The organism is Corynebacterium kroppenstedtii DSM 44385 (assembly GCF_000023145.1).
Taxonomy (GTDB): domain Bacteria; phylum Actinomycetota; class Actinomycetes; order Mycobacteriales; family Mycobacteriaceae; genus Corynebacterium; species Corynebacterium kroppenstedtii.
In genome coordinates, this window is sequence record NC_012704.1 from 2,392,661 (window position 1) to 2,417,002 (window position 24,342).

24 protein-coding genes are annotated in these 24,342 nt (G+C 57.5%); 7 read left to right on the plus strand and 17 right to left on the minus strand.

Translation table 11 applies throughout. The features are described from left to right. Positions 1 to 52: 52 nt before the first annotated feature. The 4 genes from CKROP_RS10145 to CKROP_RS10160 form a co-directional block, all read right to left on the minus strand. Positions 53 to 850 (minus strand): PspA/IM30 family protein, encoded by a 798-nt coding sequence (locus CKROP_RS10145; protein ID WP_041628952.1) that lies wholly within the window; start codon positions 848 to 850, stop codon positions 53 to 55. Between the two features lie 572 nt (positions 851 to 1,422). Continuing rightward, positions 1,423 to 1,797, minus strand: a complete 375-nt coding sequence (gene trxA / locus CKROP_RS10150; protein WP_012732657.1) for a thioredoxin — start codon at positions 1,795 to 1,797, stop codon at positions 1,423 to 1,425. A 227-nt stretch (positions 1,798 to 2,024) separates the two neighbouring features. Then, positions 2,025 to 2,936, minus strand: a complete 912-nt coding sequence (locus CKROP_RS10155) for an ABC transporter ATP-binding protein (RefSeq protein WP_012732658.1) — start codon at positions 2,934 to 2,936, stop codon at positions 2,025 to 2,027. Beyond that, positions 2,933 to 3,700 (minus strand): ABC transporter permease, encoded by a 768-nt coding sequence (locus CKROP_RS10160; RefSeq protein ID WP_012732659.1) that lies wholly within the window; start codon positions 3,698 to 3,700, stop codon positions 2,933 to 2,935. Before CKROP_RS10160 ends, CKROP_RS10155 begins: the two co-directional genes overlap by 4 nt. 684 nt (positions 3,701 to 4,384) lie before the next feature. On the opposite strand from CKROP_RS10160, the gene CKROP_RS10170 reads away from it, so the two are divergent. Continuing rightward, a complete protein-coding gene (locus CKROP_RS10170; RefSeq protein ID WP_041628954.1) occupies positions 4,385 to 4,585 on the plus strand; it encodes a heavy-metal-associated domain-containing protein in 201 nt (66 codons plus the stop codon). Between the two features lie 77 nt (positions 4,586 to 4,662). Here the strand turns inward: CKROP_RS10170 and CKROP_RS10175 are convergent, their stop codons facing one another. The 11 genes from CKROP_RS10175 to CKROP_RS10225 all read right to left on the minus strand — a co-directional run bounded on the left by CKROP_RS10175 (position 4,663) and on the right by CKROP_RS10225 (position 15,753). After that, the gene (locus CKROP_RS10175; RefSeq protein ID WP_012732661.1) at positions 4,663 to 5,001 is read right to left on the minus strand and encodes a fluoride efflux transporter FluC; all 339 of its coding nucleotides are present in this window, start codon (positions 4,999 to 5,001) and stop codon (positions 4,663 to 4,665) included. After that, positions 4,998 to 5,450 (minus strand): fluoride efflux transporter FluC, encoded by a 453-nt coding sequence (locus tag CKROP_RS10985; RefSeq protein WP_012732662.1) that lies wholly within the window; start codon positions 5,448 to 5,450, stop codon positions 4,998 to 5,000. The genes CKROP_RS10175 and CKROP_RS10985 overlap by 4 nt, the downstream gene beginning before the upstream one ends. A gap of 7 nt (positions 5,451 to 5,457) precedes the next feature. After that, complete coding sequence (locus CKROP_RS10185) at positions 5,458 to 7,047, minus strand: cation:proton antiporter (RefSeq protein WP_012732663.1); 1,590 nt, start codon at positions 7,045 to 7,047, stop codon at positions 5,458 to 5,460. A gap of 329 nt (positions 7,048 to 7,376) precedes the next feature. After that, positions 7,377 to 8,867 carry a replicative DNA helicase gene (gene dnaB / locus CKROP_RS10190; protein WP_012732664.1) on the minus strand — a complete coding sequence of 497 codons (1,491 nt, stop codon included), beginning with the start codon at positions 8,865 to 8,867 and terminating at the stop codon, positions 7,377 to 7,379. Between the two features lie 832 nt (positions 8,868 to 9,699). Next, complete coding sequence (rplI, locus tag CKROP_RS10195) at positions 9,700 to 10,152, minus strand: 50S ribosomal protein L9 (RefSeq protein ID WP_012732665.1); 453 nt, start codon at positions 10,150 to 10,152, stop codon at positions 9,700 to 9,702. A 28-nt stretch (positions 10,153 to 10,180) separates the two neighbouring features. After that, the gene (locus CKROP_RS10200) at positions 10,181 to 10,759 is read right to left on the minus strand and encodes a single-stranded DNA-binding protein (RefSeq protein WP_012732666.1); all 579 of its coding nucleotides are present in this window, start codon (positions 10,757 to 10,759) and stop codon (positions 10,181 to 10,183) included. A 79-nt stretch (positions 10,760 to 10,838) separates the two neighbouring features. Further along, positions 10,839 to 11,126: a 30S ribosomal protein S6 gene (gene rpsF, locus CKROP_RS10205; protein ID WP_012732667.1), complete on the minus strand. Its 288-nt coding sequence runs from the start codon at positions 11,124 to 11,126 to the stop codon at positions 10,839 to 10,841. A gap of 182 nt (positions 11,127 to 11,308) precedes the next feature. Next, complete coding sequence (locus tag CKROP_RS10210; RefSeq protein WP_012732668.1) at positions 11,309 to 11,497, minus strand: hypothetical protein; 189 nt, start codon at positions 11,495 to 11,497, stop codon at positions 11,309 to 11,311. Continuing rightward, positions 11,494 to 13,071, minus strand: a complete 1,578-nt coding sequence (locus CKROP_RS10215; RefSeq protein WP_148209695.1) for a glycosyltransferase family 87 protein — start codon at positions 13,069 to 13,071, stop codon at positions 11,494 to 11,496. The genes CKROP_RS10210 and CKROP_RS10215 overlap by 4 nt, the downstream gene beginning before the upstream one ends. A 25-nt stretch (positions 13,072 to 13,096) precedes the next feature. Continuing rightward, a complete protein-coding gene (locus CKROP_RS10220; RefSeq protein ID WP_081429456.1) occupies positions 13,097 to 15,247 on the minus strand; it encodes a transglycosylase domain-containing protein in 2,151 nt (716 codons plus the stop codon). Positions 15,248 to 15,285: 38 nt separating this feature from the next. Beyond that, on the minus strand, positions 15,286 to 15,753 hold the full coding sequence (locus CKROP_RS10225) for a DUF5318 family protein (RefSeq protein WP_012732671.1): 468 nt from the start codon (positions 15,751 to 15,753) through the stop codon (positions 15,286 to 15,288). A gap of 75 nt (positions 15,754 to 15,828) precedes the next feature. Between CKROP_RS10225 and CKROP_RS10230 the strand changes: the two genes are divergently transcribed. The 3 genes from CKROP_RS10230 to CKROP_RS10240 are packed head-to-tail and all read left to right on the plus strand — an operon-like array spanning position 15,829 to position 17,858. Continuing rightward, positions 15,829 to 16,395 (plus strand): MarR family winged helix-turn-helix transcriptional regulator, encoded by a 567-nt coding sequence (locus tag CKROP_RS10230; protein WP_012732672.1) that lies wholly within the window; start codon positions 15,829 to 15,831, stop codon positions 16,393 to 16,395. A gap of 26 nt (positions 16,396 to 16,421) precedes the next feature. After that, complete coding sequence (locus CKROP_RS10235) at positions 16,422 to 17,339, plus strand: universal stress protein (RefSeq protein WP_012732673.1); 918 nt, start codon at positions 16,422 to 16,424, stop codon at positions 17,337 to 17,339. Between the two features lie 30 nt (positions 17,340 to 17,369). Beyond that, positions 17,370 to 17,858 (plus strand): hypothetical protein, encoded by a 489-nt coding sequence (locus CKROP_RS10240; protein WP_012732674.1) that lies wholly within the window; start codon positions 17,370 to 17,372, stop codon positions 17,856 to 17,858. A gap of 25 nt (positions 17,859 to 17,883) precedes the next feature. On the opposite strand, the gene lepB is transcribed toward CKROP_RS10240, so the two are convergent. After that, the gene (gene lepB / locus CKROP_RS10245; protein WP_012732675.1) at positions 17,884 to 18,663 is read right to left on the minus strand and encodes a signal peptidase I; all 780 of its coding nucleotides are present in this window, start codon (positions 18,661 to 18,663) and stop codon (positions 17,884 to 17,886) included. A 24-nt stretch (positions 18,664 to 18,687) separates the two neighbouring features. Then, positions 18,688 to 21,810 carry a leucine--tRNA ligase gene (locus CKROP_RS10250; RefSeq protein ID WP_012732676.1) on the minus strand — a complete coding sequence of 1,041 codons (3,123 nt, stop codon included), beginning with the start codon at positions 21,808 to 21,810 and terminating at the stop codon, positions 18,688 to 18,690. A gap of 117 nt (positions 21,811 to 21,927) precedes the next feature. On the opposite strand from CKROP_RS10250, the gene CKROP_RS10255 reads away from it, so the two are divergent. From CKROP_RS10255 to CKROP_RS10265, 3 genes are all read left to right on the plus strand, one after another. Continuing rightward, a complete protein-coding gene (locus CKROP_RS10255; protein ID WP_012732677.1) occupies positions 21,928 to 23,064 on the plus strand; it encodes a hypothetical protein in 1,137 nt (378 codons plus the stop codon). Between the two features lie 75 nt (positions 23,065 to 23,139). Next, a complete protein-coding gene (locus CKROP_RS10260; protein ID WP_012732678.1) occupies positions 23,140 to 23,862 on the plus strand; it encodes an SDR family oxidoreductase in 723 nt (240 codons plus the stop codon). A gap of 23 nt (positions 23,863 to 23,885) precedes the next feature. Further along, on the plus strand, positions 23,886 to 24,341 hold the full coding sequence (locus CKROP_RS10265) for an SdpI family protein (RefSeq protein ID WP_012732679.1): 456 nt from the start codon (positions 23,886 to 23,888) through the stop codon (positions 24,339 to 24,341). The last annotated feature ends 1 nt before the right edge of the window (position 24,342 follow it).

Consider the following 24,342-nt stretch of genomic DNA (forward strand, 5'->3'; position numbering starts at 1 on the left):
TGTCAGGAAAACGTATTAAGTAGGTTGCGGGGAGGTAAAAAATGTCGGTGAATTACTTATGCTCACCGGAATCGAGCTCACCCTGTGGCGCATCCCCCGCATCCAAGGAACGGTCGCCAGCCTGCCCACCATGCATCTGGGCCCGAATCTCCTCCAACCGAGCCGACGCCTTGATATCACGACCAGCGGTTTCGATCTCCGCCATGCGGGTATCCACCGAACTCTCCGTGAGCTCCTGCTTGCCGAGTGCATCCGCATAACGCCGCTCAATCTTGTCACGCACCGAATCGAGGCTCGGAACAGAGTCATCCTTCGCGCTCAGCGCATTCATCGACTCTGCAGCCTTTGCCGATTCTTCCTGCATCTTCGTCTGATTGACCTGCGCCCTAAGCTGATCAATCTGCCCCAACTGCTCCTTGAGGTGGGCCTCGGACTTCTTCACCTGGGCCTTCGCCTGCTCCGCGGCCTGAGCATTACTCTGATGAAGCTGCTTCGTCTCCTCAATTTGCTGTTCGACGCTGACCAGCTGCGACGCGACCACCTCAGCCGTGCTATTCCACTCGCTCGCCTGCTGGGCATCCCCCTCCTGCGACGCTTTGTCCGCAAGTTGCACTGCTTTCTGCGCCTGAGACTGGAGGCTCTCCTGATCCTTAATCAGCCGGTTGAGTTTCATCTCAATCTGCCGCTGATTCCCCAGAACAGACGACGCTTGCTCCACAACAGTCCGGTGCTGTTTCTTCGCCGCCTCCGTGGCCTGCTGGATCTGCACCATCGGGTCTGCTTTCTCATCAATGGTGCTATCAAACTTAGCCATCGCGTATTTCCACCCTTTTGAAAAGGGATTAGCCATCACAATCTCCTTAGCATCTGTCAGCATCCGTCGAACCTACTGTGCGGTTCACGCGCGCTCTGCGGTTCAGGCGTACAGTGCACTGTGAACACCATTGATCGCAATCGTAAGCAATCCTGAAGCACGTGTCCGTGTCAGATGGCGAGTCCACCACACAATCCATACCGACATTACCCATCCCGGCTGAACCTCAATAGGTTTCAGACGATGCGACGTCGGTAGGACCGGCATCTCCCCCGCGGCCGTGCCACAGAAAGAATGGAGAACTCATGGACGTTCTGAACAGCATCCTCGCACTTGCCGAGCATCTTCTGGCTATTTCCGGCAACCCTGGGCCCGTCATTCCCGACGGCACCACGGTCAAGTAAGTAACGACGTTTCACGTGGCTCCTCCATTGCGAGTCTGCCGTCGCAAGTCTGCTGTGGCGGGTTAGTCTGCGACGGGAGTAGCACCGTGACGTGCGAAAACGCGCCCCAACGATACATCAACGGTTGGGGCGCGTCGTGCTATGTGCATGTTATGTGGCTAGCCGTACGTTTACGTCGCTACTCCCCCGATAGCGGTGATGAGGCTACTCCTCCGACTCTTTAGCCTCTTGCTCCGCAATCTGCTTCCGCACCTCATCCATGTCCAGGTTCTTCGTCTGCTCAATGACGTCTTTAACCTGACCAGCAGAATGCACGCCAGCATGACGGTAGACCAGAACGTTGTCCCTAAACACCATGAGCGTCGGGATGGACTGGATGCCCAGCGAGCCCGCGATCTCCTGGTTGGATTCCGTGTCGACCTTGCCAAACGTCACATCGGGGAACTGCTCGGAAACTTCCTCGAAAATCGGGCCAAACATGCGGCACGGGCCACACCATTCAGCCCAAAAGTCCAGCGCAACAACGCCATTAGAGACGGTGTCGGTGAAATTGTCCTTCGTCACAGTAACTGTAGCCATAAATTCCTTTCACTTAGTTTTAAAAAGACGACGCGCCTGGCCACTTTAACTAGGCCACTTTAAGGGACCGACGACCACGGTCATCACGCCGTCTACCTGCACAATATGAGACAGGGGCCTTTAGGCGGCCCATCATAGACCAGACAGTCTACAACTGCAGCGGGGATGTGTGACCTCACATGCGGATGTGGATATAGCGGATACAGAAATGACGAAACCGAGGACGGCTATTCATTCAGTTCTAAGTAGATGCTCTCCAATGACTTACTTTCCTTAGTGAGGGCTTCAATTTTGACCCCATTGCGGACCGCGACTTCCGCGATCGTCGCTGTATCGAGACCACTAATAGAAAGGGTATGTCCGGAGACACCATCAATATGCCCACCATTGTTGAGCATGGCTCGCTGGGCGGACTCGATATCCCCTCGGACTGTTAAAAGAACACTATTCGTCATCCGTAACTGGTCAAGTGGCTTTTGAACTATCGTTCGCCCATTTTTAATCATGACCACATAGTCCGAAAACTGCTGAACCTCATTCAGCAAGTGCGACGAAATCAAAGCCGTTCCGCCGGAACTAATATATTCCTTCAGCTTGTTCTGAAATGCGATCGAGCCATCTGCGTCCACCCCATTGTGCGGCTCGTCCAAAATCACGATCTCAGGATCGTTAAGAAATGCCACCGCAAGGCAGACACGTTGCCTCATACCCAGGGACACTTTCACAAGCTTACGGTTACGAGCATGAGCGAGACCGTATTCGTCGAGAATGTCGATGGCTTTGTTCTTAGTATCTGAAATGCCCTTCAACTGCATTTGACTGCGAAGGAAAGTAAGTATCGATACCCGTGTATCTATCCATTCGGGATCAAGAAGATAGCCAATCGATGCCCGGCAATGATCGACCCCGACTGCACTCTTATAGGAGTCGGCACGTTCCAGGTCGATCGTGACCTCACCGGAATCGGCATGCGTGAGCCCCGCAATAATCTTCATTATTGTCGACTTACCCGACCCATTTGGCCCCAACAACCCCGTAACCTTGCCCCTAGGCACGTCGAACGTCATATTCTCCAAAATCGGGACCCGTTTACCGAACGACTTATTAATCTGGTCAACGGAAATTGCCGACGAACTCATGCCTCATACCTCCACAAACGTGCTGCACCACACGCAACGGCCACGACACACCACAACCCGACTTCAAGCAGGCCTTCCAACGACGTCGCATTAGCTTGCGTTAGTTTGTCCACAGCGAACGGAAAGCTGTGATGGAGCAGGAGATCACCCTGGTTATGACCCATCGCCATCAAAATGGCCCCCGCCATCGGGAGAATGAGCATGATAATAATGATCAACGTGAATGACAGGGTTACGTTTCGAGCTAGATGAGAGATCCCACCAGCGACCAGTCCAATAGCCACCATGCATACTGCCCATGAGATGCCGAGAATCAATTCCCTCGCGACAGAATCAGTGGTGACACTAAAACTGGTTAGGGCAGATAAAACAAGTAAAAGGACAACAAAGATTAAGGCGAACACTAGCCAAAAGGCCAGAGAAATAATAACGCAGGTGACGAGGCTAGCGAGATAAGCGTTGAAACGGGAAGGAATGGAAAGGAGGGTGTAGTTCACCGATCCCTTTGTATAGCTACCAGCAATATAGAGGGATAACGCGAACGCAATGAAGAAAAACGTTACCACCGAGATATTAGCTAAGCCACCTGAGAAACCGATTGCCCCGTTATTGCGACGCGACATACCTACGGCTAATCCGACTGTGGGGATGACCATCACAACCAGCGAGACCTTCAGCAAAGAGGTGTGTATGAACGTCGTCAATTCGGACTTAATACCGTTGACTACAAAACCGGTTTTACTATGTGGCTCACTCGGTCCCATGTGCCCCCTCTTTCTCTACATGTTTTTTCTTTTCTATTCCCCGACCCCAGATACACATTAACGCAAAAAATCCAACGAGCGGCATGAGAAAGTCCCGAAAACCATGCAAGCCGACCGTAAACACAACGAAGATGACTGCAGCTACATAGGGAATCAGGATGAAAAGCCCAGTCCAGTCGGGAAGATACCTGGGTAGTAAATACTGAAGTGCGATGCACGTTACCCCTATGACGGCGAATATAAGACCGCCCACTCACTTCTCCCCTCTGCCCTCTGCGTGTCTCGTCGAGGTGCGCTATGCGATGTATTTAGTATGGCTCAATAGGTGATCTTTACCTTAACATTAGGGAGATTCGATGGTCGCGTCGGTTTTATGAACAGAAGCGATCATGATGGGTATACCTTCCCCACCGAACCGTCGGACCAGCTAAAAAGCCTCCCCCACAACCGCTACGGGGCCACAGGTGACGAACGAGCACCCCCTGAAGTACCCCTAAACATGTGCAATATAGAAATTGTCACTAGTGCAAATTAACAACAATAACTAAAGTCTCGTTCCACACGGGGCTATTGTGCGCCCCGCGCGATAGCCCCTGGAGCACACACTCGCCTGTGAGGCACCAGCTAGCATCGACCAACCATCGTGGCCATCGACACGACAGTACCCCACAAGGAGATACCCCCATGATGAAGAATTACACCATCACCGGCATGAGCTCCAACGAAGGAGCCGCCACCATCAAAAACGCGGTATCTCAGGCACGCGGAGTACAAAACGTCACTATTTTCGACGACGGACACATGACCGTCGAAGGTGAAGACTTCGGCGATGCCGACATCAACGATGCCGTCACGGAAGCTGGATACGCGCTCGAACCCAAGTAGGCCTCGACATTTCGGCGCGACGCCGCCGATAGCGAAGGGGTCGTATAAAGGGCCCGGCACGACTTACGCGATGCGGCTTACCCGGCGATGACCAACCCGAGCCATGCCGCGAAAACCGCCACCACCAGCGTTGATAATGCATATATAGCGCCACGGCGAGCGCTACCTTGAGTGACAGCCTCGACAGACGCCGTGGAGAACGTGGTGTATCCGCCCATCATCCCGGTGCCTAGGAAGCCCAACAGCGCTCCCCCGGACAGGCCGGCCACACAGAGGCCGAGGACAAACGAACCGGTCACGTTGATCACAAACGTGGCCCAGGGAAATTCCGCTGGCCACCGCGCGCGGATCCACGCGTCCACCGCATACCGCAGGCACGCACCAAGACCACCGCCGAGGGCCACAAGCACTATCATCGTTGCGCCACCTCACTACGGCCGACGCGTTCCCACCACGCCCCGGCAAACGCCGCGATCGCGCCGCAGATAACGCTGAATAACGCGTAGTACACCGCGAAACTCATGCCCATCAGGGACCCTGTCCCCTGCACGCCGCCAGCTCCGACACCCGGGAACCATCGGGCAACGTCCACGGCGAGCGTCGAATATGTGGTTAAACCGCCACAGAAACCGGTCCCCAGCAGAAGTTTCGCGTTTACACGGCCCAGGCGAGCAAACCGGGCGCCCAAGAAGCCGAGCACCGCCGACCCCACCACGTTCACCGCGAACACCCACCACATCGTGGGCACCACGGGGCTCGACGTCGACACATCACGCACTAACGTTCCCACGGCACCACCAACAAACACCAGCGCGGCCGAACCGGCAAAGCGCTTCGGCACTACAGGCCTTCTCACACGAGACACGACACGCCTACCTTTCCCGAAGCCCCATCACAGAATTTTCGCCACTCGCCAGCGTCATGCGGTCCAACTGCGCCAGCACTTCGTCGATAATGAACGGATCCGCACCCGGCTCGAAACGCGCGGACATAACCTCGACCTGGGCGGCCTCAATCGCCTCTAGACGAACAGCCGTCACCTTCCGACGCACCTCGCGCAGACGACGCACCGCATCCTCATAATTCTCCGGCTCATCGTCCTTCGGAACGCCCGTCATGTCGCGGAAACGGCGCGCGATAGCCTGGATAGCCTCCGGCGGGAGATCCTCGCCCTTCGACTGCAGCACATCCATCGCCGCATTATGCGCACGGCGCAACAGACGATCCATCGTGGCGTCGGCAATCGCATCATTGCCCTCATTGACATTCAGCTTCTGCATGATCCACGGCAACGTCAACCCGGGGACAACCATCGTGCAGAAGAGCACGGTGATCGCGATCAGCGGCATTTCGTTATACACATTGATATAGCCCGCGGGGACCGACAACACCAGGGCCAGCGTAACCAAACCGCGCATCCCCGACCACGTCAACACCAGCACTTCCTGCAGCCGCAGCGGGGACACGTTCTTCTTCTTACCGTGCTTGTTCAGCAAATACTGGTCGTACATCCAGACGAAACGCACCGCGAAGAGGACACCGGAAATGACCAAACCCCAGACAATACCTTCGCCGATACGCGTCGAGGTCTGCTCCACCGCGTTACGCACCGACAAACCGATCAGGCCGAATGCTAGGCCCGTTACCAGCAGCTCTGCGGTCTCCCAGAAGGCCGACCCCGTCAGGCGGTCCTCCGCCGCCGTCGCCGACACACGCGACGTCATCTCCACGGCGGCAACGACCACCGCGATCACTCCCGACGCGTGAATTTCCTCCGCGGCGATATACACTGCGAACGGAACGACCCAGCTCAGGGCGTTGACCGTGTTGGATCCTGCGGTGTACTCCAAAGCCCGGCCGGCAACGTGGCCGATCAGCCAGCCCAGGACAATCGACGCCAACGCGGTGTAGACAAACCGCAACAGCGCCGGGCCGACGTGGATCGAGTCGTCGTTATACAGCGAATTGATCGCCAACTGGAAGGCCACCAGCGCGACGGCGTCGTTAAACAGGCCTTCGGTCTGCAGTGTGCCGATCACGCGCCGCGGAATTCCCGCTGGCTCCGCCACGGCCTCCACGGCCACCGGGTCCGACGGGGCTACCGCCGCGCCCAAAGCGATCGCGCCCGCCACGGACAAACCGGGAATGAGCACCATCGACGTACCTGCCACCGCCAGGATCGTCACCACGACCAACAGCACGGATAACGACAAGAGCGTCCGCCACTGGGAGCGAATCAGCGGCCACGACAAACGCCGTGCCATTGCCCAAATCAACGGCGGGAGGAATAACGGGAGAATGAGATCGGGCGGTAATGAAATATCGGGAATCGCCGGGAACACCATCGTGGCCGTCGTTAACAGAGTTAACAACACGGGCCACGGGAGGTTGGTTCGCTCGCCGATGGACACGACGATGACCGTCGCAAACATCAGACCCACAATCACAATGAGGGTCTCCATGCCCGCCACCTTTCATTACTGCCTACATGCTGCCCCGGCCGATCCCGCGTGTACGGGTGCTTAACCTCTACGTGTACCGCGTACTGCAGGGTCCGGGGCCAGCTCACCAATTGCCGAATGAGCACCAGGGGCACCTCACACGCGGGTATGAAACAGATGAGCATCCGCGTGGGCGCATCATTCAGCGATCGGGAACTACTACTCGCTATCCAAAATAGAGGAAAATGTCGGCCCGGCGCGATTTCGCGACACTGCAGGTCCCGCACTGGCCCGTGTGCGAGCACCGAAAGCGGCCCGGAAAACCGCCTGTGAGCGGTATTCTCCTGACCTTACGAGAAGTTGTCGGTGGCCAGGTTAGCGAACCTCGAGTACTTCAATTGCTCAGCAATCGGGATGGTGCCCACTGGTCCCCCGCGGTGTTTAGCCAAAATAATGTCTGCTTCTCCCTCGCGGGCGTTATCCAACGCACCCGGCTGAGAGTCCGGCCGGTACAGCAACATCACCATGTCCGCATCCTGCTCGAGGGACCCCGATTCACGCAGGTCCGCCAGCTGCGGCTTCTTGTCGGTGCGGGACTCTGGACCACGGTTGAGCTGCGAAATAGCGATCAGCGGAACTTCCACTTCCTTCGCCAACAACTTCAGCTGACGGGAAAACTCCGAGACTTCCTGCTGGCGCGACTCTACCTTGCGGCCCGACGTCATCAGCTGCAGATAGTCCACAACGATCAGCCCGAGGCCGTGCTTCTGTTTGATCTGGCGGGCTTTGGTCCGGATTTCCATCATCGTCAGGTTGGGAGAATCGTCGATAAAAATAGGCGCTTTCTCCAGCTTCCCCATCGTTTGAGCCAGCCGGGTCCACTCGGACTCGTCCATTTTACCGCTGCGCATGTTGGTGAGTTTCACCTCGGCCTCGGCCGATAGCAGCCTCAGAACGATCTCCATTTTGGACATCTCGAGGCTAAAAAGTGCCGACGGTGTGTCATTTTCTACCGACGCCGACCGCATGAAATCCATCGCCAAGGTGGACTTCCCCACGCCCGGACGAGCGGCAATGATAACCATCTGGCCGGGGTGAAGGCCGTTAATCGTTTTGTCGAGGTCAAGGAAGCCCGTTGGCACACCACTCGCTGCCCCACCGTGCATTTCGTACTCGTTGAGAAGATCATTGACCTCCTCAAACGTGTCGGCCAACTCGACATAATCCGTGCTAGCGTCACGACGTCCGACCCCGAACACCTGGGACTGGGCGTAATCGACCACCTTGTCCACGTCCTGGCCATCGATGCCGTTGTATCCCAACTTGGCGATCTCCGTCCCCACCGAGACAAGCCCACGGAGCACCGCTTTTTCGGCAACAATCCGCGCATAGTAACTCGCGTTGGCCGCCGTCGGCACTTTAGTCATAAGGGTGTGGATATATGGTGCACCACCCACACGCTCCAGGTCGCCGTCCCTGTTAAGGCGGTTGCTCACCAGCACCGGGTCGATCTGCAACTGGGCATCTGCGGACTCGCTATACAGATCGAGGATGCCGTTAAAAATGGTCTGATGGCGCGGGTCATAGAAGTCATCCGCGCGGAGAATCTCTACAACATCCGTAATGGCGTCCTGGGACTGCAGCATACCGCCCAAAACAGCCTGCTCAGCCTCAATATCTTGGGGGGACTTCCGGCCGAATTCCTCATAATCCCGTGGATCGGGGCCGCCGGAAGGCCCAAACGACTCATCCTCATAGTCCCCGCCCGAACCGAAACCAGACTCATACGAGTCGTACGAATTATCAAAAGAAGACGCTGATACCGCTGAACGTGATGCCATGGGAATACCCTATCGTCTGCCGCCGACATAAACACTGAACACAATCTGCTGGTGCCCGCCAGATCTCACCGGATCTCACCGGAAGGGGTTGCTCAGAGTGACTCTTTACTGCTTTTCATAAAGCCCCGACGGCTAGGATGCAAATCTCAATACCTGCTTTCCGACGAAGTTATCCACAGGTTTCGCGGACCGCCTGTGGATAAAATGTGGAGAATTCATCGTTTCCCACGTCGGCCTGTGGAATTTACTGTGGACAAGTTTTTATCGCGACCTGCAGAAATGAGCGTTTGTGCAGGTCAGCCCTGTGAAATTTTGATTTGACGAATCTCACAGTACCGGTGGAAAACCGCTTCTACGCTGGGCCTTTTTATCGTGAACTGGGGAAATATCCGAGCAAATTGGGGTAAAAAGCCGGTTGTCAAGCACCTAACCTGTGCGTGTTATCCCCAGCCCCATCCACGACATCCGACAACATCTCTATCACCATTAACAGAAGGTAAACGACGAAGCTCTTGCGTGAATGATGTTCTTCGCCCGGCCGGTCCCCGCATACGAAAAACGGGCCCGGCATATCTGCCAGACCCGTCGTTATTTCACGCAGGGCGTGGTGTCGAAACACACCCAGCGTGGAGTGAAGAACACGGCACGGTGTCGAGTCGCGCCTTATGTATCACAGAACGGCCACAAAAGCGTGGCACATCCCTTATCAAGCCCCAACAACCACTGAGTTACCCGTCTTATACGGCAGCAGCCCGCGGCTGGGGCTTACACGCTGTTGTCGACCGGGGGTGTCGAGTCCCCGGAAGGAATTCAAAAAGTGTAAAACCAGAAACTACTGGGATACGACCTCGAAGTTAATGGTGCCGTGGATATCCTCGTGGAGCTTAACGTCCACCGAGTACTTACCCGTCGACTTCACAAAACCCTTGGTCATGTCAATGCTGTGCTTATCCAGCTCCGGACCACCAGCAGCTACGACGGCTTGAGCAACGTCGTTAGGCTTAACAGACCCGAACAGCTTGCCATTGTTGGCAGTGCGGACGGCGACAGAAACGCCTTCCAGGTTTGCCAACTGCTCTTTGACCTCGCGAGCGCGATCGGCGTCGCGAATAGCGCGCGCTTCCTGCGCACGCTTCAAATCCTGAACCTGCTTCTCGGCGCCACGAGTAGCGGGGACCGCGTACCCGCGCGGGAGCAGGTAGTTTCTTCCATAGCCGGCCTTGACCTCGACGATGTCACCAGGAACACCGAGATTGTCAATGGCGGCGGTGAGGATCAGCTTCATGATCCCTAGCCTTTCTTACGTTGATTAGTTAGAAGGGTGGCTCATCATCTGCCCCACCAAACCCTTGGCTGGAGCCCTGGCTGGGAGCGGAATTCCACGGATCCTGATCCGCGCCCGAGTTCCCTCCGGAACCGCCGAAGCCCTGGTTGCCTTGAGACTGCTGGCCGCGATTGGAGTTAAAGCCTCCGCCTCGGTTTCCACCGAAGCCACCGCCGCCTTGGTTGAATCCGTTGCCTCCGCCACTCGTCTTTTCGACGTTTGCCGTGGCGTACTTCAACGACGGGCCGACCTCGTCGACCTCGATTTCAAACACGCGACGCTGTTCGCCGTCCCGAGTCTCAAAACTCCGTTGGCGCAAGCGGCCATTGACGATCACGCGCATGCCTTTTTTTAACGATTCGGCAGCGTTCTCGGCGGCCTGGCGCCACACATTGCAGGTGAGGAACATCGCATCCCCATCAACCCACTGGTTGGTTTGGGAATCGTATCGGCGTGGCGTCGATGCCACACGGAAATTAGCCACAGGAGCACCCGACGGGGTGTAACGAAGCTCTGGGTCAGCAACAAGATTGCCGACAACCGTGATAGGTGTCTCTCCTTGTGCCATCATGAATCCTCTCTCTGCAGGACAACCGGTTTGATGGTCAGATAAAACCTGACACTGGCGTTTCTACCAGTGTGCCTTTTTAGGCGTCGGTCCGCAGAACTTTCGTACGCAACACCGAATCATTCAGGTTGAGCAGACGGTCGACTTCCAGCACAGTTGCGGACTCACAGGTGAAGTCCACGACAACGTAGATGCCTTCCTCTTTCTTCTGAATGGGATAGGCCAAACGGCGCTTGCCCCAAATATCAACCTTGTCAACGTTGCCCTTCTCTTTGCGGACAACATCGAGATACTTATCCAGGGACGGGGCTACAGTGCGCTCATCCTGCGCGGGATCGAGAATGATCATGATTTCGTAGTGACGCACGGACCTCATCACCTCCTATGGTCTAGTCGTATTTCGGCCGCGCCATCGTTAGCGCGACAGGAGGGTTCGTTGCGTCAAGCAACCCCACGAGACTACCAAACCGCTGGCCAGAGGCAAAATCCGGAACCTCACGAAAACCCCACATGACAACACGCCAGTTGGCTCGGTGGTGAGCAACCCGGTTAATTGATGAGCGTCGCCCAAAAGACAGCGACGGTCACCGGCACAACAGTGATGAAGAAAACGGCGATGCCAAACAGCGTCCACGTCACCTTGGCCGGCTTCTTGTACATGAAACTGGCAAACGAGGCCGTGAATAAGAAGAACCCGATAAAAACGCTGATAATCGTTAACGTTACTTGCGGAGTCATGCTGTAATTCCTACGTTCGATCGCGTGCCGACGACACCCGCCCGGCTAGTTACTACGTCGCTAGTCACCGCCCGGCTACTCATTTCCGACGCCGGACCGCGCCGCGACGCTACCGTCCCCGGATCCTTTTCCTGCTGCCCAGGGACCTCTGCCTGGAGCATCGTGCGTGGAGCGTCGGGACGTGTCCCGCGCATCTGCTGGATCACCAGCACAAGAATGGCCACAACCAGCGCATCCCGCGCGATCACGAAGGAGTTAAACAGCCAGTCTGGAGCGCCCTTGTTATCCGCCCCCGTGAACCACCACATGCGCACGAACCAGTAAATAGCTTCCACCCACATCCAGGCGAACACCAGGCGCCAGCGGGGGAGAGACAACGCGACGAGGGGCACCAGCCATAGCGAGTATTGCGGGCTCCACACCTTGCTGGTCAGAACGAATGCGGCGACGATCAGCAACGAGAGTTCCCACACTGCAGGCTCACGTCTGACCTTCAGCCCGAGAATCAAGATTCCGACACAACACAGTCCGAACAGCACAAACGAAATGATTGACTGCGCCTTCACCGGAACAGTGGTGGAGTAACTAAAGCCAGTCAGCCATGAAAGCACGCTGTAGATCGTCGAATCTTCAGCTGCTCGCTTCCCATTCCGGGTGAAGAATTCCGCCCATCCAGCAGGGGAGGCGATCATGATCGGGATATTCACCACGAGCCAGGTGACCACAGCCGAAACCACCGTGTTGATGAATTCCGTGCGCTCCCGCCAACGGTGGCGGATGACCAGCACGAGGAAAGCACCTAAGATATACGCGGGCCAGAGCTTTGCGGCCGCTCCCAGGCCGATGAGAATCCCAGCTCCTGCGTACTTCTTCCTGGTCCAGAGGAAAATGGCACCCATCGCGCACACTGTCGCTAGAGAGTCGAAATTGGTGAAGATGTGCACACCCACGATGGGGCTGGCCGCAACCAGAATGATGTCCCACACGCGGTGACCGGCCAACTGATAGGTGAACCACAGTGTCCCGATCCATGCAATCGCAAGGAACACCGCGTTCACGCCGAAATAGAAACCGACGCGGGGCACCGACCATCCAATGAGGTCCGCAAACCAGTGCAAGGGGGCCGCTAACTGGGCGCATAACCACTGGTAGAGCCCGGTGAGAACCGGGTACTCCATATGGCGGGTGCCACCATCACCGGCCCAGGAGTAGACATACGGAAAGTGCCCATCCTTCAGGCCTTCAATGCTGTACAGCGGAATGGAATCCGCGTAACACCCGGAGATGTACTGACGGTTCGCGGTCCAATTCACCCCGTCACCGTCGCCACGAAGACAATTCGCCTTCGAGAGCCAACCCAGGGACATCATGCCCAGGGCCAGGCCGATCAGGACGCGGAGGGGAGTGGCCCACACTGCTCGCCCGACGAGACCGTGGCTTGCAATGGGTCCCCCAAGGAAATGAGTCCACCGTTGCGCTGCGGGCTCCGTCAGGCTCGGCTGAACCCTCAACACGTCGGTGTCCTGCTGTTCTTTTCCTTTAACTGCACCCAACGCCACTATGTCCTTCTTCACTCAGTACGGCGGACTCGTCGATTAACTACGGAGCCGGCTCATCGTTGTTACCCAAATCCGGAACGGGAACTTCCACACCGGGGAGAATTTCCTGGGTCCGCGTCGGGATGTTCAGGCCGCCATTGTCGGGCGCTTGTGGCATCGGGGCGGGAGTCTCCTGCGTCTCCGGCGCATACTGCTGCTGTGGCTGCGGCGCCTGTGTCTGGGGTGCACGAGTACGCTGCGGCTGCTGCTGTTGAACCGTCGTCGTTTGGGTATAGGTCTTCTTCGACCCGCCCGAGTTAGTATTCGACTGCTTGGAACCCGACGAGTTCGAATCACCAAAGGCCATGTAATCATCGCCCTGCAAGGCGCTATCCATGGTTTGCTTCCAAATATCGGCTGGGAGTCCGGAACCATACATCGGGCGGCCAGAGTAGAAGATGGGCTGGCCGTCGTTCGTACCTACCCAGACCACCGTCGCTAATTGCGGGGTTGCACCAACAAACCAGGCGTCCTTGTTATTGCCGGTATCGCCCAACTGAGCCGTACCGGACTTCGCCGCTGAGGTCCGGCCACCAGCCAGACCGTGGTTGCGCGAATACGACGCAATCGGCTCCATCGCCGAAATGACGTTATTAGCGACATCTTTATCAATGCGCTGGTCACCCTCGACATTCGACCGATCCAGCAGCACCTTGCCTGACGACGTTTCCACCTTCTGAACAAAGTGCGTCTGGTGGTACATGCCGTTGTCTGCCAGCGTAGACAGGCCCGTCGCCATATCAATCGGGCGGGTTAAGTACTGGCCCAAGATGACGCCGTCGTACACCTGCCCATCCTTTTCCTGCAAGGTCTTTTCACCATTGACCTCGGTGGGGATACCCAGGCGGTGTGCCATATCGGCCGTGTCCTTCGCGCCATGCTTCAAATCATGCTGCATACGCACGAAGCTCGTGTTCAGCGACATCTTCAGCGCCGTCGCCAAGCTACAGGAACCACAGGATTCGCCTTCAGAGTTCTGAATAGTCAGGTTGTTGATGGTCACTGGGGCAGAGGAGTATACGCGGGAGAGCGACATTCCCTGCTCCAGGCCCGCGGCCAAACCGAAGATCTTGAACGTCGATCCGGTCTGGAGGCCGGTATTCGCGAAATCCCAACCATTCGGATCATCGCCACCGTAATAACCCTTCACCGCACCATTGCGGGGATCAACCGAGACCACGGCAGTGCGGTAATCATCCGGGTAGCCCTGCATACGGTTCTTCACCGTGTCCGTCACGGACTTCTGAACCTTGGGGTCAATCGTCGTCGTGATCTTGAGACCCTGAGTGTTGACGTCCTGCTCACTAATGCCGGATGCCTCAAGCTCAGACATGACCTGCGATTTAATCAGACCATTCGTACCCTCAACTTCAGAGCCCGTATCGATCGTGTTCGGATCAATGACTTCCGGGTATGCGGCATGGGCGCGCTCCTCCCCGTTAATAGCACCCATGTCGGCCATACCGTCCATAACGTAGTTCCATCGCTCTTCAGCGGCCTGGCGGTTAGTCCAGGGATCCAACTCCGACGGACGCTGGATGGATGCAGCCAACACAGCGCCTTCCTCCGGCGTGAGGTCCTTGACGTCCTTGTTGAAATACGCCTTCGACGCCGCAGCAATGCCATACGCGTTACGTCCAAAATAAATAGTGTTCAGATACGCGCCGAGGATTTCATCCTTGGACCACTCGCGGGCCATCTTCGCGGAAATAACGAGCTCCTTAGCCTTACGTGTGTAGGAGTGCTCGTTACCTACCAGGGCGTTCTTCACATACTGCTGGGTGATGGTGGAACCACCACCAGAGGATTCCTTACCCGTCACAAGACCAAGCGCAGCGCGTCCGAAACCTTTAACAGAGAAGCCAGGGTTGGAATAGAAGGAGCGGTCCTCCGCAGCTAACACGGCTTGTCGCACAGGTTGAGGGATCTCCGAGAGATCAACGTCCGTGCGGTTACCGTCGGGCGGCACGATGCGCGCCAACTGGGTAGAAGAATCCGACGCGTAAATGGTCGCAATCTGATTAGTCTGAAGCTCTTGAGGCTCCGGGACCTTCGTCACCGCGTAGGCGGAAAAGAATGCCACAACAGGCGCAAGAATGAGAACAAGGAGGATTACACCTGTCCATAGCAGCACCTTTTTCCAGGTAGACATCTTGGCCTGCCTTTGTGGTTGTTTGTTACTCACTATTCCTATTTCTCCTCTACGCGAGGTTTGGACGTACCACTTCCTACACGGACAAGCATCTCACGAAGCAGTACGTTCCACCGGCAATGCACGCATACCTCCACGATGTGGGCGGTAATGTCGCCATAGGTTTCCGCCAGGGCCTCAACTTCTCGACGACTACGCGCGGTCCCTGCTATTTTCCCCAAGTTGTCGCCGAATATCCAGATGACATTTTTTAACGTCCTTTTTCCACACAGCGGACACGGACGATCTTGTGGTTCACCATGAAAATCAGCGGCATCAATCAGCCGACGTGACGACTGCCGCAATTCCTCCGAAGAGATGTCTCCCCGGCGGTATTCAGCCAGCAACCGTTGACGATCAAGCTGATGATTCCTCGTCTCTGTCCAGCTCACCCCGGTCACTATAGGCACAATAGCCTCACGTGTATAGCCCAGCACACCGTCGGCACGCATAACCTTTCGCTGCACTCAAGCAGCTTTAGCGCGGGTGAGAATCACCATATAATAGGAGGAGTCCATTTCTGACTAACGCACCTGGTGACAATGACCTCAACTGACAAGTCCATCAATAAAAATTCAGGCGACGCCTCTCCCGTCCCCGCCACTTCTGACCACGCCACCACACAGCCCTCGAAACAGTTTTCTCAAGACACTCCTATCGAAGACATTGCAGCACGGCTCCGGCCACTCCTCAATAGGCTCGTCTTAATTTATTACCGTCAGTCGGTTCATACCGCCCTTACCGCTAGCCAAATTTCCATACTGTCCGTGCTGGAACAGCACGGTTCTATGCGGATTAGCGACATCGCCAAATTCGAGTCCATCCGCATGCCCACCGCATCGAACGCGATTCACCGCCTCGAGTTCGACGGCCTTGTTGTTCGGGAGCGAGATAAACACGACCGCCGCGGAGTGACCGTCGCCCTGACGGACCACGGTAGGGAAGAGCTCGAACGAGTCAATGCACAACGAAACCTTGAGTTCGCGCGGTTCATTGCTCAATACACTGAAGATGGCAAAGAGCTCGCACTCGAACTGACCGACGTCCTCGAGCGCATCCTTAATGATCACGAGGGTGGCCCCGACGACGAACACCCAGCACACGACTAACCCCTTCCGACAAACGGAGCACCACCGTGACTAACGAATCCCCGGTTCGCATCCTCATTTCCCGACGCCCACATCCCACCGAATCCAGTGCCGAGGAATTCGCCGCATGGTTTGCCCGTACCTCGCCGGCCGTCATTCGGACAATCACCGTCCTGCCATCCATATGGCCATCGGGCGCACCCGACGAGCTAGGGGAGGACTACCAACGCTGGATTCGCAAGGAAACGAAGAAGTGCGAACGCGCTGCTCTTGAGGCGCTCAAAGAGGCACGGGTTCCCGACGATTCCCTGGATGCCACCCCCTTCGAGTTCGTCACCGCTGCCTCCGAAACCGACGCTCTCAGCGCGGCTGCCACCGGTTTCAATGCGACGATTGTTCTGCTTGGATCCCACGCTTCTGCGGCCGAGGGCCGATTTGTTGCCGGGTCCACCGCGGATGCCCTGCTTCACTGCGCACCCGTATCCCTGGGTCTCGCCCCGCGTGGCCTGCGGACATCCAAAAAAGGCGTCACTCGCGTCAACTGTGCTTACGCCGATACTGAACAATCACAGGAAGCGTTGCGGAAAGCGTGCGACTATGCACACCGATGGGATGTTCCCCTCCGCCTTGTGGCATTCACGCCGCACGGTCCGTCGATGTATCCCACCGAAACCCCGTACAAGCACGCCAAAGAGGTCACCCGGCAGTGGCGGGACCAGGCCCAGAGCATCCTTGAGCGTGGACAGGAACGCGCCCTCGCGCGCTTTGACGATCTTCGCGTCGATCTCGCCATCGGATCCGGCGAGGACTGGGAAAATTCCATCGCCGACCTAGATTGGAAGAAAGGGGACCTCCTCGTCGTGGGCAGTTCCACGCTGGGCGTCTTCGGGCATACGTTCCTTGGTTCGTCGACAAACCAGATTGTGCGGAATTCGCCCGTCCCCACTGTTATTGTTCCCGTCTAAATCAACATTTTCGCTGTAGAGGAGGTTCGAGTGGATAGCCACGGGAAATCTCATTCTCACCGCTCCGATGACCCCGACCAGCACGTCACCGTCGATAAAGCAGACTCCACGCCATCCAAACCATCCCAGCTGGATTACGAACTCGACCCATTACTGCGCCTAGAGCAACACACGCGGTCCACCCACCAGGCCATCGTGTATGTCATCGTGGTGCCGCTGATTACGCTGCTCGCGGCCGGAATCATCCTGTTCATTTCGCACAACCAAGGTGGCCCGGATTGCGACGCGGGGGAGTCGGCATGGATATGTTCGCGTACCTACGAAATCCTCTTCCCCGTGGTACCGGGGGCGATCGCCCTCATCGGCGCACTCGGGGGAGTGTGGACCACCTATATCAAGTGGGCCCGGTATGACCGCTGGCGCCCATGGCTCGCCATTTGTTGGGTGCTTATCCCCTTCGCACTCGGGTGGATCACCAGCACCGGGTGGATGGCAATTGCCGGGCTTGATTACCGGTAGGCGCGCCGGGCGCAACTCGCGCTGGTTAGTCCTTCTGAATATCCGGGTGACCCACAGTACCGATCCGACTGAACGGCAGAATACGGGCATCCACCCGGCCAATAATGTTCTTCTCAGGCACTGTGCCCTGGTACTGATCCTCCATATGGTAGCGAGAATCTGCAGAATTCGTGCGGTTATCGCCCATCAACCACACATTCCCATCGGGCACAGTGATCGGGCCAAAGTACCCGCCACCGCACGCTTCTGAGCCATGCTCAGTATCGACCTCCCGCTGCGGGGGCTGCAGAGTGTACGACGAATCGATCGTCTTCCCATTCACCTTGATGCCGTCGTCTCCGGGTTTGCACTCAACAGTTTGCCCACCCGTCGCGATGACCCGCTTCACGACGTCATTCTCCGGGGGAGTAGCCAGCCCAATATACGACGCACCAGTACGCAACACCTTGCTGAAGCCGCTGCTCTCATCCGACGTGCTCTCACCGAATTCCCCTTCGTCCCAAGACTCGGGGCCTCGGAACACGACGACGTCGCCCGGCTTGGGAGAACTGAAATCGTAGGCGAGTTTATTGACGAAAACGCGGTCGTTATTGCAGCCCGTACACCCATTGAGCGTCGGCTCCATGGACTCCGAGGGAATAACGTAGACGCGCCCGATAAAAACCTGGAACAGCACCGCCACGAGGAGCGCGCAGAGGATAATGATCGGGATTTCGATATACCAGGGGCGTTCCTTCTTCACTGTGGCCGCGGCAGGGGCTGACCCCGACGACCCCGAGGCGGATTTTTTTGATTTTCCAAACATGCTGTTTTCCGTTCCGGGTCGGGCCTAGATCACCACGTTGACCATACGGCCAGGGACAACGATCACTTTCTTAATCTCATGATCGCCCACGTGCTCTTTCACCTTGGCATCATCAAGTGCCGCAGCTTCAATATCTTCGCGCGAGGCATCCGTCGCTACATTAATACGGCTGCGGACTTTCCCCTGCACCTGAACAGGAATCTCGACGGTGTCGTCGACAAGCCACTTCTCCTCGAACGTCGGGAAGGGGCCGTGAGCCAAGGACTCAGTGTGACCCAGCCGCGACCACAGCTCTTCCGCGATATGCGGGGCAAGCGGGGCAACGAGCAGCACAGCTGGTTCGACGATCTCGCGGGGAGCGCCGCCCGCATACGTTTTCGTCACATAGTTGACGTACTCAATGAGTTTCGCCACCGCAGTGTTATCCATCAGCTGGGCGTAATCCTCGCGGACTGCGACAATCGTGCGGTGCAGGGCGCGGCGATCGTCATCGGTGGGGGTCGCATCCGTGACGACGAGGTCACCGGTGGATTCATCGACCACCAGTCGCCACAGACGCTGCAAGAAGCGCTGCGAACCAACGACGTCCTTCGTCGCCCAGGGGCGAGACGTATCCAGCGGACCCATCGACATTTCGTAAATGCGCAGCGTATCGGCACCATAGTTGTCGCAAATGTCCTCAGGGGAGACGGCATTCTTCAGGGATTTGCCCATCTTTCCGTACTCCTGGTGAACCTGGATTTCGCCGTGCTCATTGGTCTGAACACCATCCATGTTCCGCCCGTCGCTGGGAACCCACCAGAAGGAACCGTCGCGCTCCACAACCTCCGCGGCGGGGATGTACACGCCGCGGTCGTCGGTGTACGCGAAAGCCTGGATGTAGCCCTGGTTGAAGAGGCGATGGTACGGCTCGCAGGAGGACACGTAGCCGAGGTCGAACAGCACCTTGTGCCAGAACCGGGAGTAGAGCAGGTGCAGCACCGCGTGCTCGACACCGCCGACATACAGGTCCACGCCGCCGGATTTCTTCTGATCCGTGGGGCCCATCCAGTACTTTTCATTCTCGGGGTCGCAGAGCGCGTCCTGATTCGTGGGATCCACATAGCGGAGCTCGTACCAGGAACTTCCCGCCCATTGCGGCATCACGTTCGTATCGCGTCGGTACTTCTTGGGGCCATCGCCCAAATCCAGCTCCACATTGACCCAGTCCTTGGCCTTGGCCAGCGGCGGGTGTGGTTCCGATTCCGCGTCATCGGGATCGAAGGATACCGGCCGGTAGTCGTCCACATCCGGGAGCACAACGGGCAACATGGACTCCGGGAGCGGGTGAGCGACGTCGTTCTCGTCGTACACAACGGGGAAGGGCTCGCCCCAGTACCGCTGGCGAGCGAAGAGCCAATCACGCAGCTTGTACTGGATTTTTTCCTTGCCGACGCCACGCTGGGCGAGCCAATCGATGGTGCGTGCTTTCGCGTCCTCCAAGTGGAGGCCGTTGATGTCTAGGCCGTCGTCGTTGGCTGAGTTCACTGCGGTGCCGGCGCCCGTGAAAGCCTCGACGGTGACGTCGCCGCCGGAAATGACCTCGGTGATGGGCAATTCGAAGACGCGCGCGAAGTCGTAGTCGCGCTCATCGTGCGCGGGAACAGCCATGATCGCACCCGTGCCGTAGCCGGACAGGACATAGTCGGCGATGAACACGGGGATGCGGCGGCCATTCACCGGGTTCGTGGCGTACACGCCCAGGAAGACACCGGTTTTTTCCTTGTTCTCTTGGCGTTCCAAATCGGACTTCGCGACGATGGACGCGCGGTACTCCTTCACCGCCTCGGCAGGGGTGGCCGCGCCGCTGGTCCAGCGGTCGATGGCGTCGTCGGAGAGCGAGCGCTCGGCGCGGAGATCCGGCCACTGATCTGCGACGATCTCGTCGACAAGCTCATGTTCTGGCGCCAAGACGAGGTATTCCGCGCCGAAGAGGGTGTCGGGGCGGGTGGTGAACACGGGGCACTGTGCGGCGTCGTGGCTGGAGGTGTTCGTCGGGATGGCGAAGGTGACTTCCGCACCCCGGGACCGGCCGATCCAGTTGCGCTGCATGGACTTCACCTTGTCGGGCCAGTCCAGCAGGTCGAGATCGTCGAGCAGACGATCCGAGTACTGCGTGATCCGCATCATCCACTGGGTCAGTTTCTTGCGGAAAACGGGGAAATTGCCACGTTCCGAGCGGCCGTCGGCCGTGACTTCTTCATTGGCCAAGACCGTGCCGAGCCCGGGGGCCCAATTCACCGTTGACCTGGACCGATAGACCAAACGGAAGGTTTCAACGACGTGCTCACGCTGAGCATCATCCAGCGATTCCCATATTTCCGCGGAGCTCTTGCCGGCTTGTTCAGCGGCTTCGACTGCTGCACCCGTGTCGGGATCAACGCTCTGGTAGCCGGGGCCGGAGGTCACATTGACCGCGCCCGATGCCAGCTTTTCCCGCAATTCCGCGACCGGCCGGGCTGCGTTGGCCTGGGGGTCAAACCACGAGTTGAAAATCTGGAGGAAAATCCACTGGGTCCAGCGGTAGAAATCTTGGTCAGTCGTAGCAAATGACCGACGAGGGTCATGCCCCAGACCCAGGCGCCCCAGCTGGCGCTTCATGTTTGCGATATTCGCCTCGGTGGTGGTCCGCGGGTGCGTTCCTGTCTGGACCGCGTACTGTTCCGCAGGGAGGCCGTAGGCGTCATATCCCAGTGTGTGCAGCACGTTCTTGCCCAACATGCGGTGGAAACGTGCGTAGACGTCCGTCGCAATGTAGCCCAAGGGGTGGCCAACGTGCAGGCCGACGCCCGATGGATAGGGGAACATATCTTGGACAAAGATCCGATCGTCGGGAAGATCCGAACCTCCATCGCGGGGGGCTAAATCCCCGGTGGGGTTGGGCGCGTTGAACGTCCCCTCGTCGGACCAACGCTCGTGCCAGGCGTTTTCGATCTCCGCAGCCAGCCCGGCGGTGTAGCGGAAACGTGGTTCGTCGTGATGCGCCGACGACGCACTCGACCGCGAAGAAAGAGAGCCTGACGAAGTATTGTGGGAGGAGGACACTGACGTAGTGGGATGACCAGTTGACTGGCCCCCATTCGGGCTCTTTTCTCTCGGATTTGTCATGGTCACATAGTCTAGTTGGGCCCATGATGAGGGCAACTACACCGGTCACCGCTGACAAACCCGGTCATCAACCGCTCGTCTCGAACACACGAATCCTGACGAAAACAAGGAGCATGTATGCCGAACACCACTGTTTTTTCTGACTTCGTCGATTTCTACCGCGAGATGTATTCGCCGGAGACATTGTCCGCATCCGACATCTTCGCTAAAAAGACTGAATCCTTTTCTATCGACGACGTTGTTCACCCTGCTGACCAAAAGTGGTTTTCCGAGCACAACAAAGAAGCAACGATTAAGAAAGGTTCCGTCGTTTACCTGGGTGATGAGCCCTTTTACGGCCTTCTGTCTGAGGTCGACGACGGGATTATTAACCGCACGTTCCCGCACATCGTGGACCGCCCTGCCTCGAACCGCATCAAACTCATGGTTCTTGGCGATAACGCAATCTTTAAGAACAAGGTTTCTGGATACTTAGCTGACGGGTTAATCCAAGTTAAAAATACGGAAGGCCATCAAGGCTCCGCCGAAGAACCTATTAAGTACTTCGATGCTCTTCTTCAAAAGATTGACCACTCCTTGCCGTTGGTTCGACGTCAACGCGGGGAGCAGCTTGGCCATTCACTGACCCGCACAGCGCAAGCGCTGGCAGAAATTCTGGACCTCAATGACCAGCAGAATGCGATGATGACTGGCCGCGATGATCTCTCCGTGGGGGACAATGAATTCCCCCTTATTCCAGCGTGGGAGCTTCGCCACGCCCTCATGGATAAGTGGCCAGGAAACCGGATGACCACAGATGGCGTACTACATATTTCCGGGGATGACCTGCCTCAATCCAGCGAGATCGGCCGACTAGAGCTCTATCCGTGGCGTAGCCTACAGCGGGGTGTCATTCCGGAATGGATTAAAGAGGCGATCGCTTCGGGCGACGTACCACCATCGGTAAGCAAAGCTGCATCCGTGATTATTAGCATTCTTGATCGCCTGGACGATGACGCGAATGATCTTCTTTTCGTCGTGGCTAATCCTGACGAATGGGCAGATGCCATTCGCGGGACCGCAACGGCCGCGGGCCACGACAATGTTGACCAGCTGATTGATCGCTTCACGAAGAAGCAATTGCTGTATTCCGACACCCGTGATCTCTCCATCGACAACCTTCTTGACGCCTGCATCGGCGACGGAGCTAAGTCTCAGCGCTCCGCGGACAAACGTCTCCACGGGCTGAGCGGCGTCGATATCACCACTAGCTAAAACGCAGATCACCCAGATCAGCGGCCTATTTTGGCCGCACGCCCGGCCACGCACACCACTGAGGAGCCACACCACATGACCACACCGCCCACCACATCCTCCGAACGCCCCGTCGCCCTCATCACAGGAGCGACCCGCGGTATCGGGCTAGCCATCGCCCACGATCTCGCCACCACACACACCGTCTACATCGGCGGGACCAGCGAAGAAAGCGTCAAGAAGGCCCAAGAGACCGTTCCCGATGCGCGGCCATTCGTCGCGGATCTCACAGACCCGTCATCCGTCGGCAAGGCTCTTGAAGCTTTCCCCGAACCGGCACTGGATGTGCTTGTTCTCAGCGCCGGGATATCGGTCGGCGGCGCGATTGCCGATGTCTCCCGCGAGGACTGGGTTCGGGTGCTTGACCTTAACGTTATTGCGCAGGTGGACCTCATTCGGCAGCTCTTGCCGAAGCTACGGGCCACCCACGGCGATATTGTGGCCATCAATTCCGGCTCCGGACACAGGTCCCGCCCCGGGAGCGCCCCGTACTGCGCCTCTAAGTTCGCTCTGCGGGCTATTACCGACGCACTACGCGAAGAAGAACGCGGTGTAGTGCGCGTGACCTCGGTCCACCCAGGTCGCGTCGATACTGATATGCAACGAGAAATCCAGGCGGAGAAAGGCATGGCGCCCGAGGATTACGACGGAGCCATTTATGTGCAGCCGGAATCCATCGCGGCCGCGGTACGCACAGCCATCGATGCCACACCCGAATGCACCGTGGAGGAGATCCGCGTCCGGCCTGTGATCGCGTAACGCGGCAGGCTTACACTAGAACCATGATTGTCGGCATCATTCTGGTTATTCTCGCTGTTGCAGTGGGTGGCGTGGGCCTGGCCGCTTGGGGAGGAAAACTTCCCGGTAACAGCTGGGTAGGCATTCGTGTCCCCGAGGTTCGACGCGATCCCGCCATGTGGGAACTCGCCCACAAGGTGGCCGCGCCGAGCTGGACAGTCGGTGCGTTGGCCCTGCTGCTCGGGGGAGTTGTCGCTTTTGGGGCTTCCGGATGGGCGTGGCTGTGGGTTGCCGTGGCTGTTATTGCATCGGTGGCTCTGATTGGCGTGGGTGCTGCCATGGGCGCGCACACTGTCGCGCTGCTTGATGCTCAACAACAGGCCGAAGAGAGCAATACGTCCTGCTCCTGCGGTGGTGGCGGGGCTTCACAACAACCCAGCACGCCCGTGGCCGTCGATATCGGTGCCGCTCGACGTGCCGCACAGGCTGCGGATTCCTAAG

Bases quoted from the DNA above. Each gene is read 5' to 3' on its own strand.
- CKROP_RS10145 (WP_041628952.1), bottom strand. From the start codon at position 850: ATGGCTAATCCCTTTTCAAAAGGGTGGAAATACGCGATGGCTAAGTTT.
- trxA (WP_012732657.1), bottom strand. From the start codon at position 1,797: ATGGCTACAGTTACTGTGACGAAGGACAATTTCACCGACACCGTCTCT.
- CKROP_RS10155 (WP_012732658.1), bottom strand. From the start codon at position 2,936: ATGAGTTCGTCGGCAATTTCCGTTGACCAGATTAATAAGTCGTTCGGT.
- CKROP_RS10160 (WP_012732659.1), bottom strand. From the start codon at position 3,700: ATGGGACCGAGTGAGCCACATAGTAAAACCGGTTTTGTAGTCAACGGT.
- CKROP_RS10170 (WP_041628954.1), top strand. From the start codon at position 4,385: ATGATGAAGAATTACACCATCACCGGCATGAGCTCCAACGAAGGAGCC.
- CKROP_RS10175 (WP_012732661.1), bottom strand. From the start codon at position 5,001: ATGATAGTGCTTGTGGCCCTCGGCGGTGGTCTTGGTGCGTGCCTGCGG.
- CKROP_RS10185 (WP_012732663.1), bottom strand. From the start codon at position 7,047: ATGGAGACCCTCATTGTGATTGTGGGTCTGATGTTTGCGACGGTCATC.
- dnaB (WP_012732664.1), bottom strand. From the start codon at position 8,867: ATGGCATCACGTTCAGCGGTATCAGCGTCTTCTTTTGATAATTCGTAC.
- rplI (WP_012732665.1), bottom strand. From the start codon at position 10,152: ATGAAGCTGATCCTCACCGCCGCCATTGACAATCTCGGTGTTCCTGGT.
- CKROP_RS10200 (WP_012732666.1), bottom strand. From the start codon at position 10,759: ATGGCACAAGGAGAGACACCTATCACGGTTGTCGGCAATCTTGTTGCT.
- CKROP_RS10210 (WP_012732668.1), bottom strand. From the start codon at position 11,497: ATGACTCCGCAAGTAACGTTAACGATTATCAGCGTTTTTATCGGGTTC.
- CKROP_RS10220 (WP_081429456.1), bottom strand. From the start codon at position 15,247: ATGTCTACCTGGAAAAAGGTGCTGCTATGGACAGGTGTAATCCTCCTT.
- CKROP_RS10230 (WP_012732672.1), top strand. From the start codon at position 15,829: ATGACCTCAACTGACAAGTCCATCAATAAAAATTCAGGCGACGCCTCT.
- lepB (WP_012732675.1), bottom strand. From the start codon at position 18,663: ATGTTTGGAAAATCAAAAAAATCCGCCTCGGGGTCGTCGGGGTCAGCC.
- CKROP_RS10250 (WP_012732676.1), bottom strand. From the start codon at position 21,810: ATGACAAATCCGAGAGAAAAGAGCCCGAATGGGGGCCAGTCAACTGGT.
- CKROP_RS10255 (WP_012732677.1), top strand. From the start codon at position 21,928: ATGCCGAACACCACTGTTTTTTCTGACTTCGTCGATTTCTACCGCGAG.
- CKROP_RS10260 (WP_012732678.1), top strand. From the start codon at position 23,140: ATGACCACACCGCCCACCACATCCTCCGAACGCCCCGTCGCCCTCATC.
- CKROP_RS10265 (WP_012732679.1), top strand. From the start codon at position 23,886: ATGATTGTCGGCATCATTCTGGTTATTCTCGCTGTTGCAGTGGGTGGC.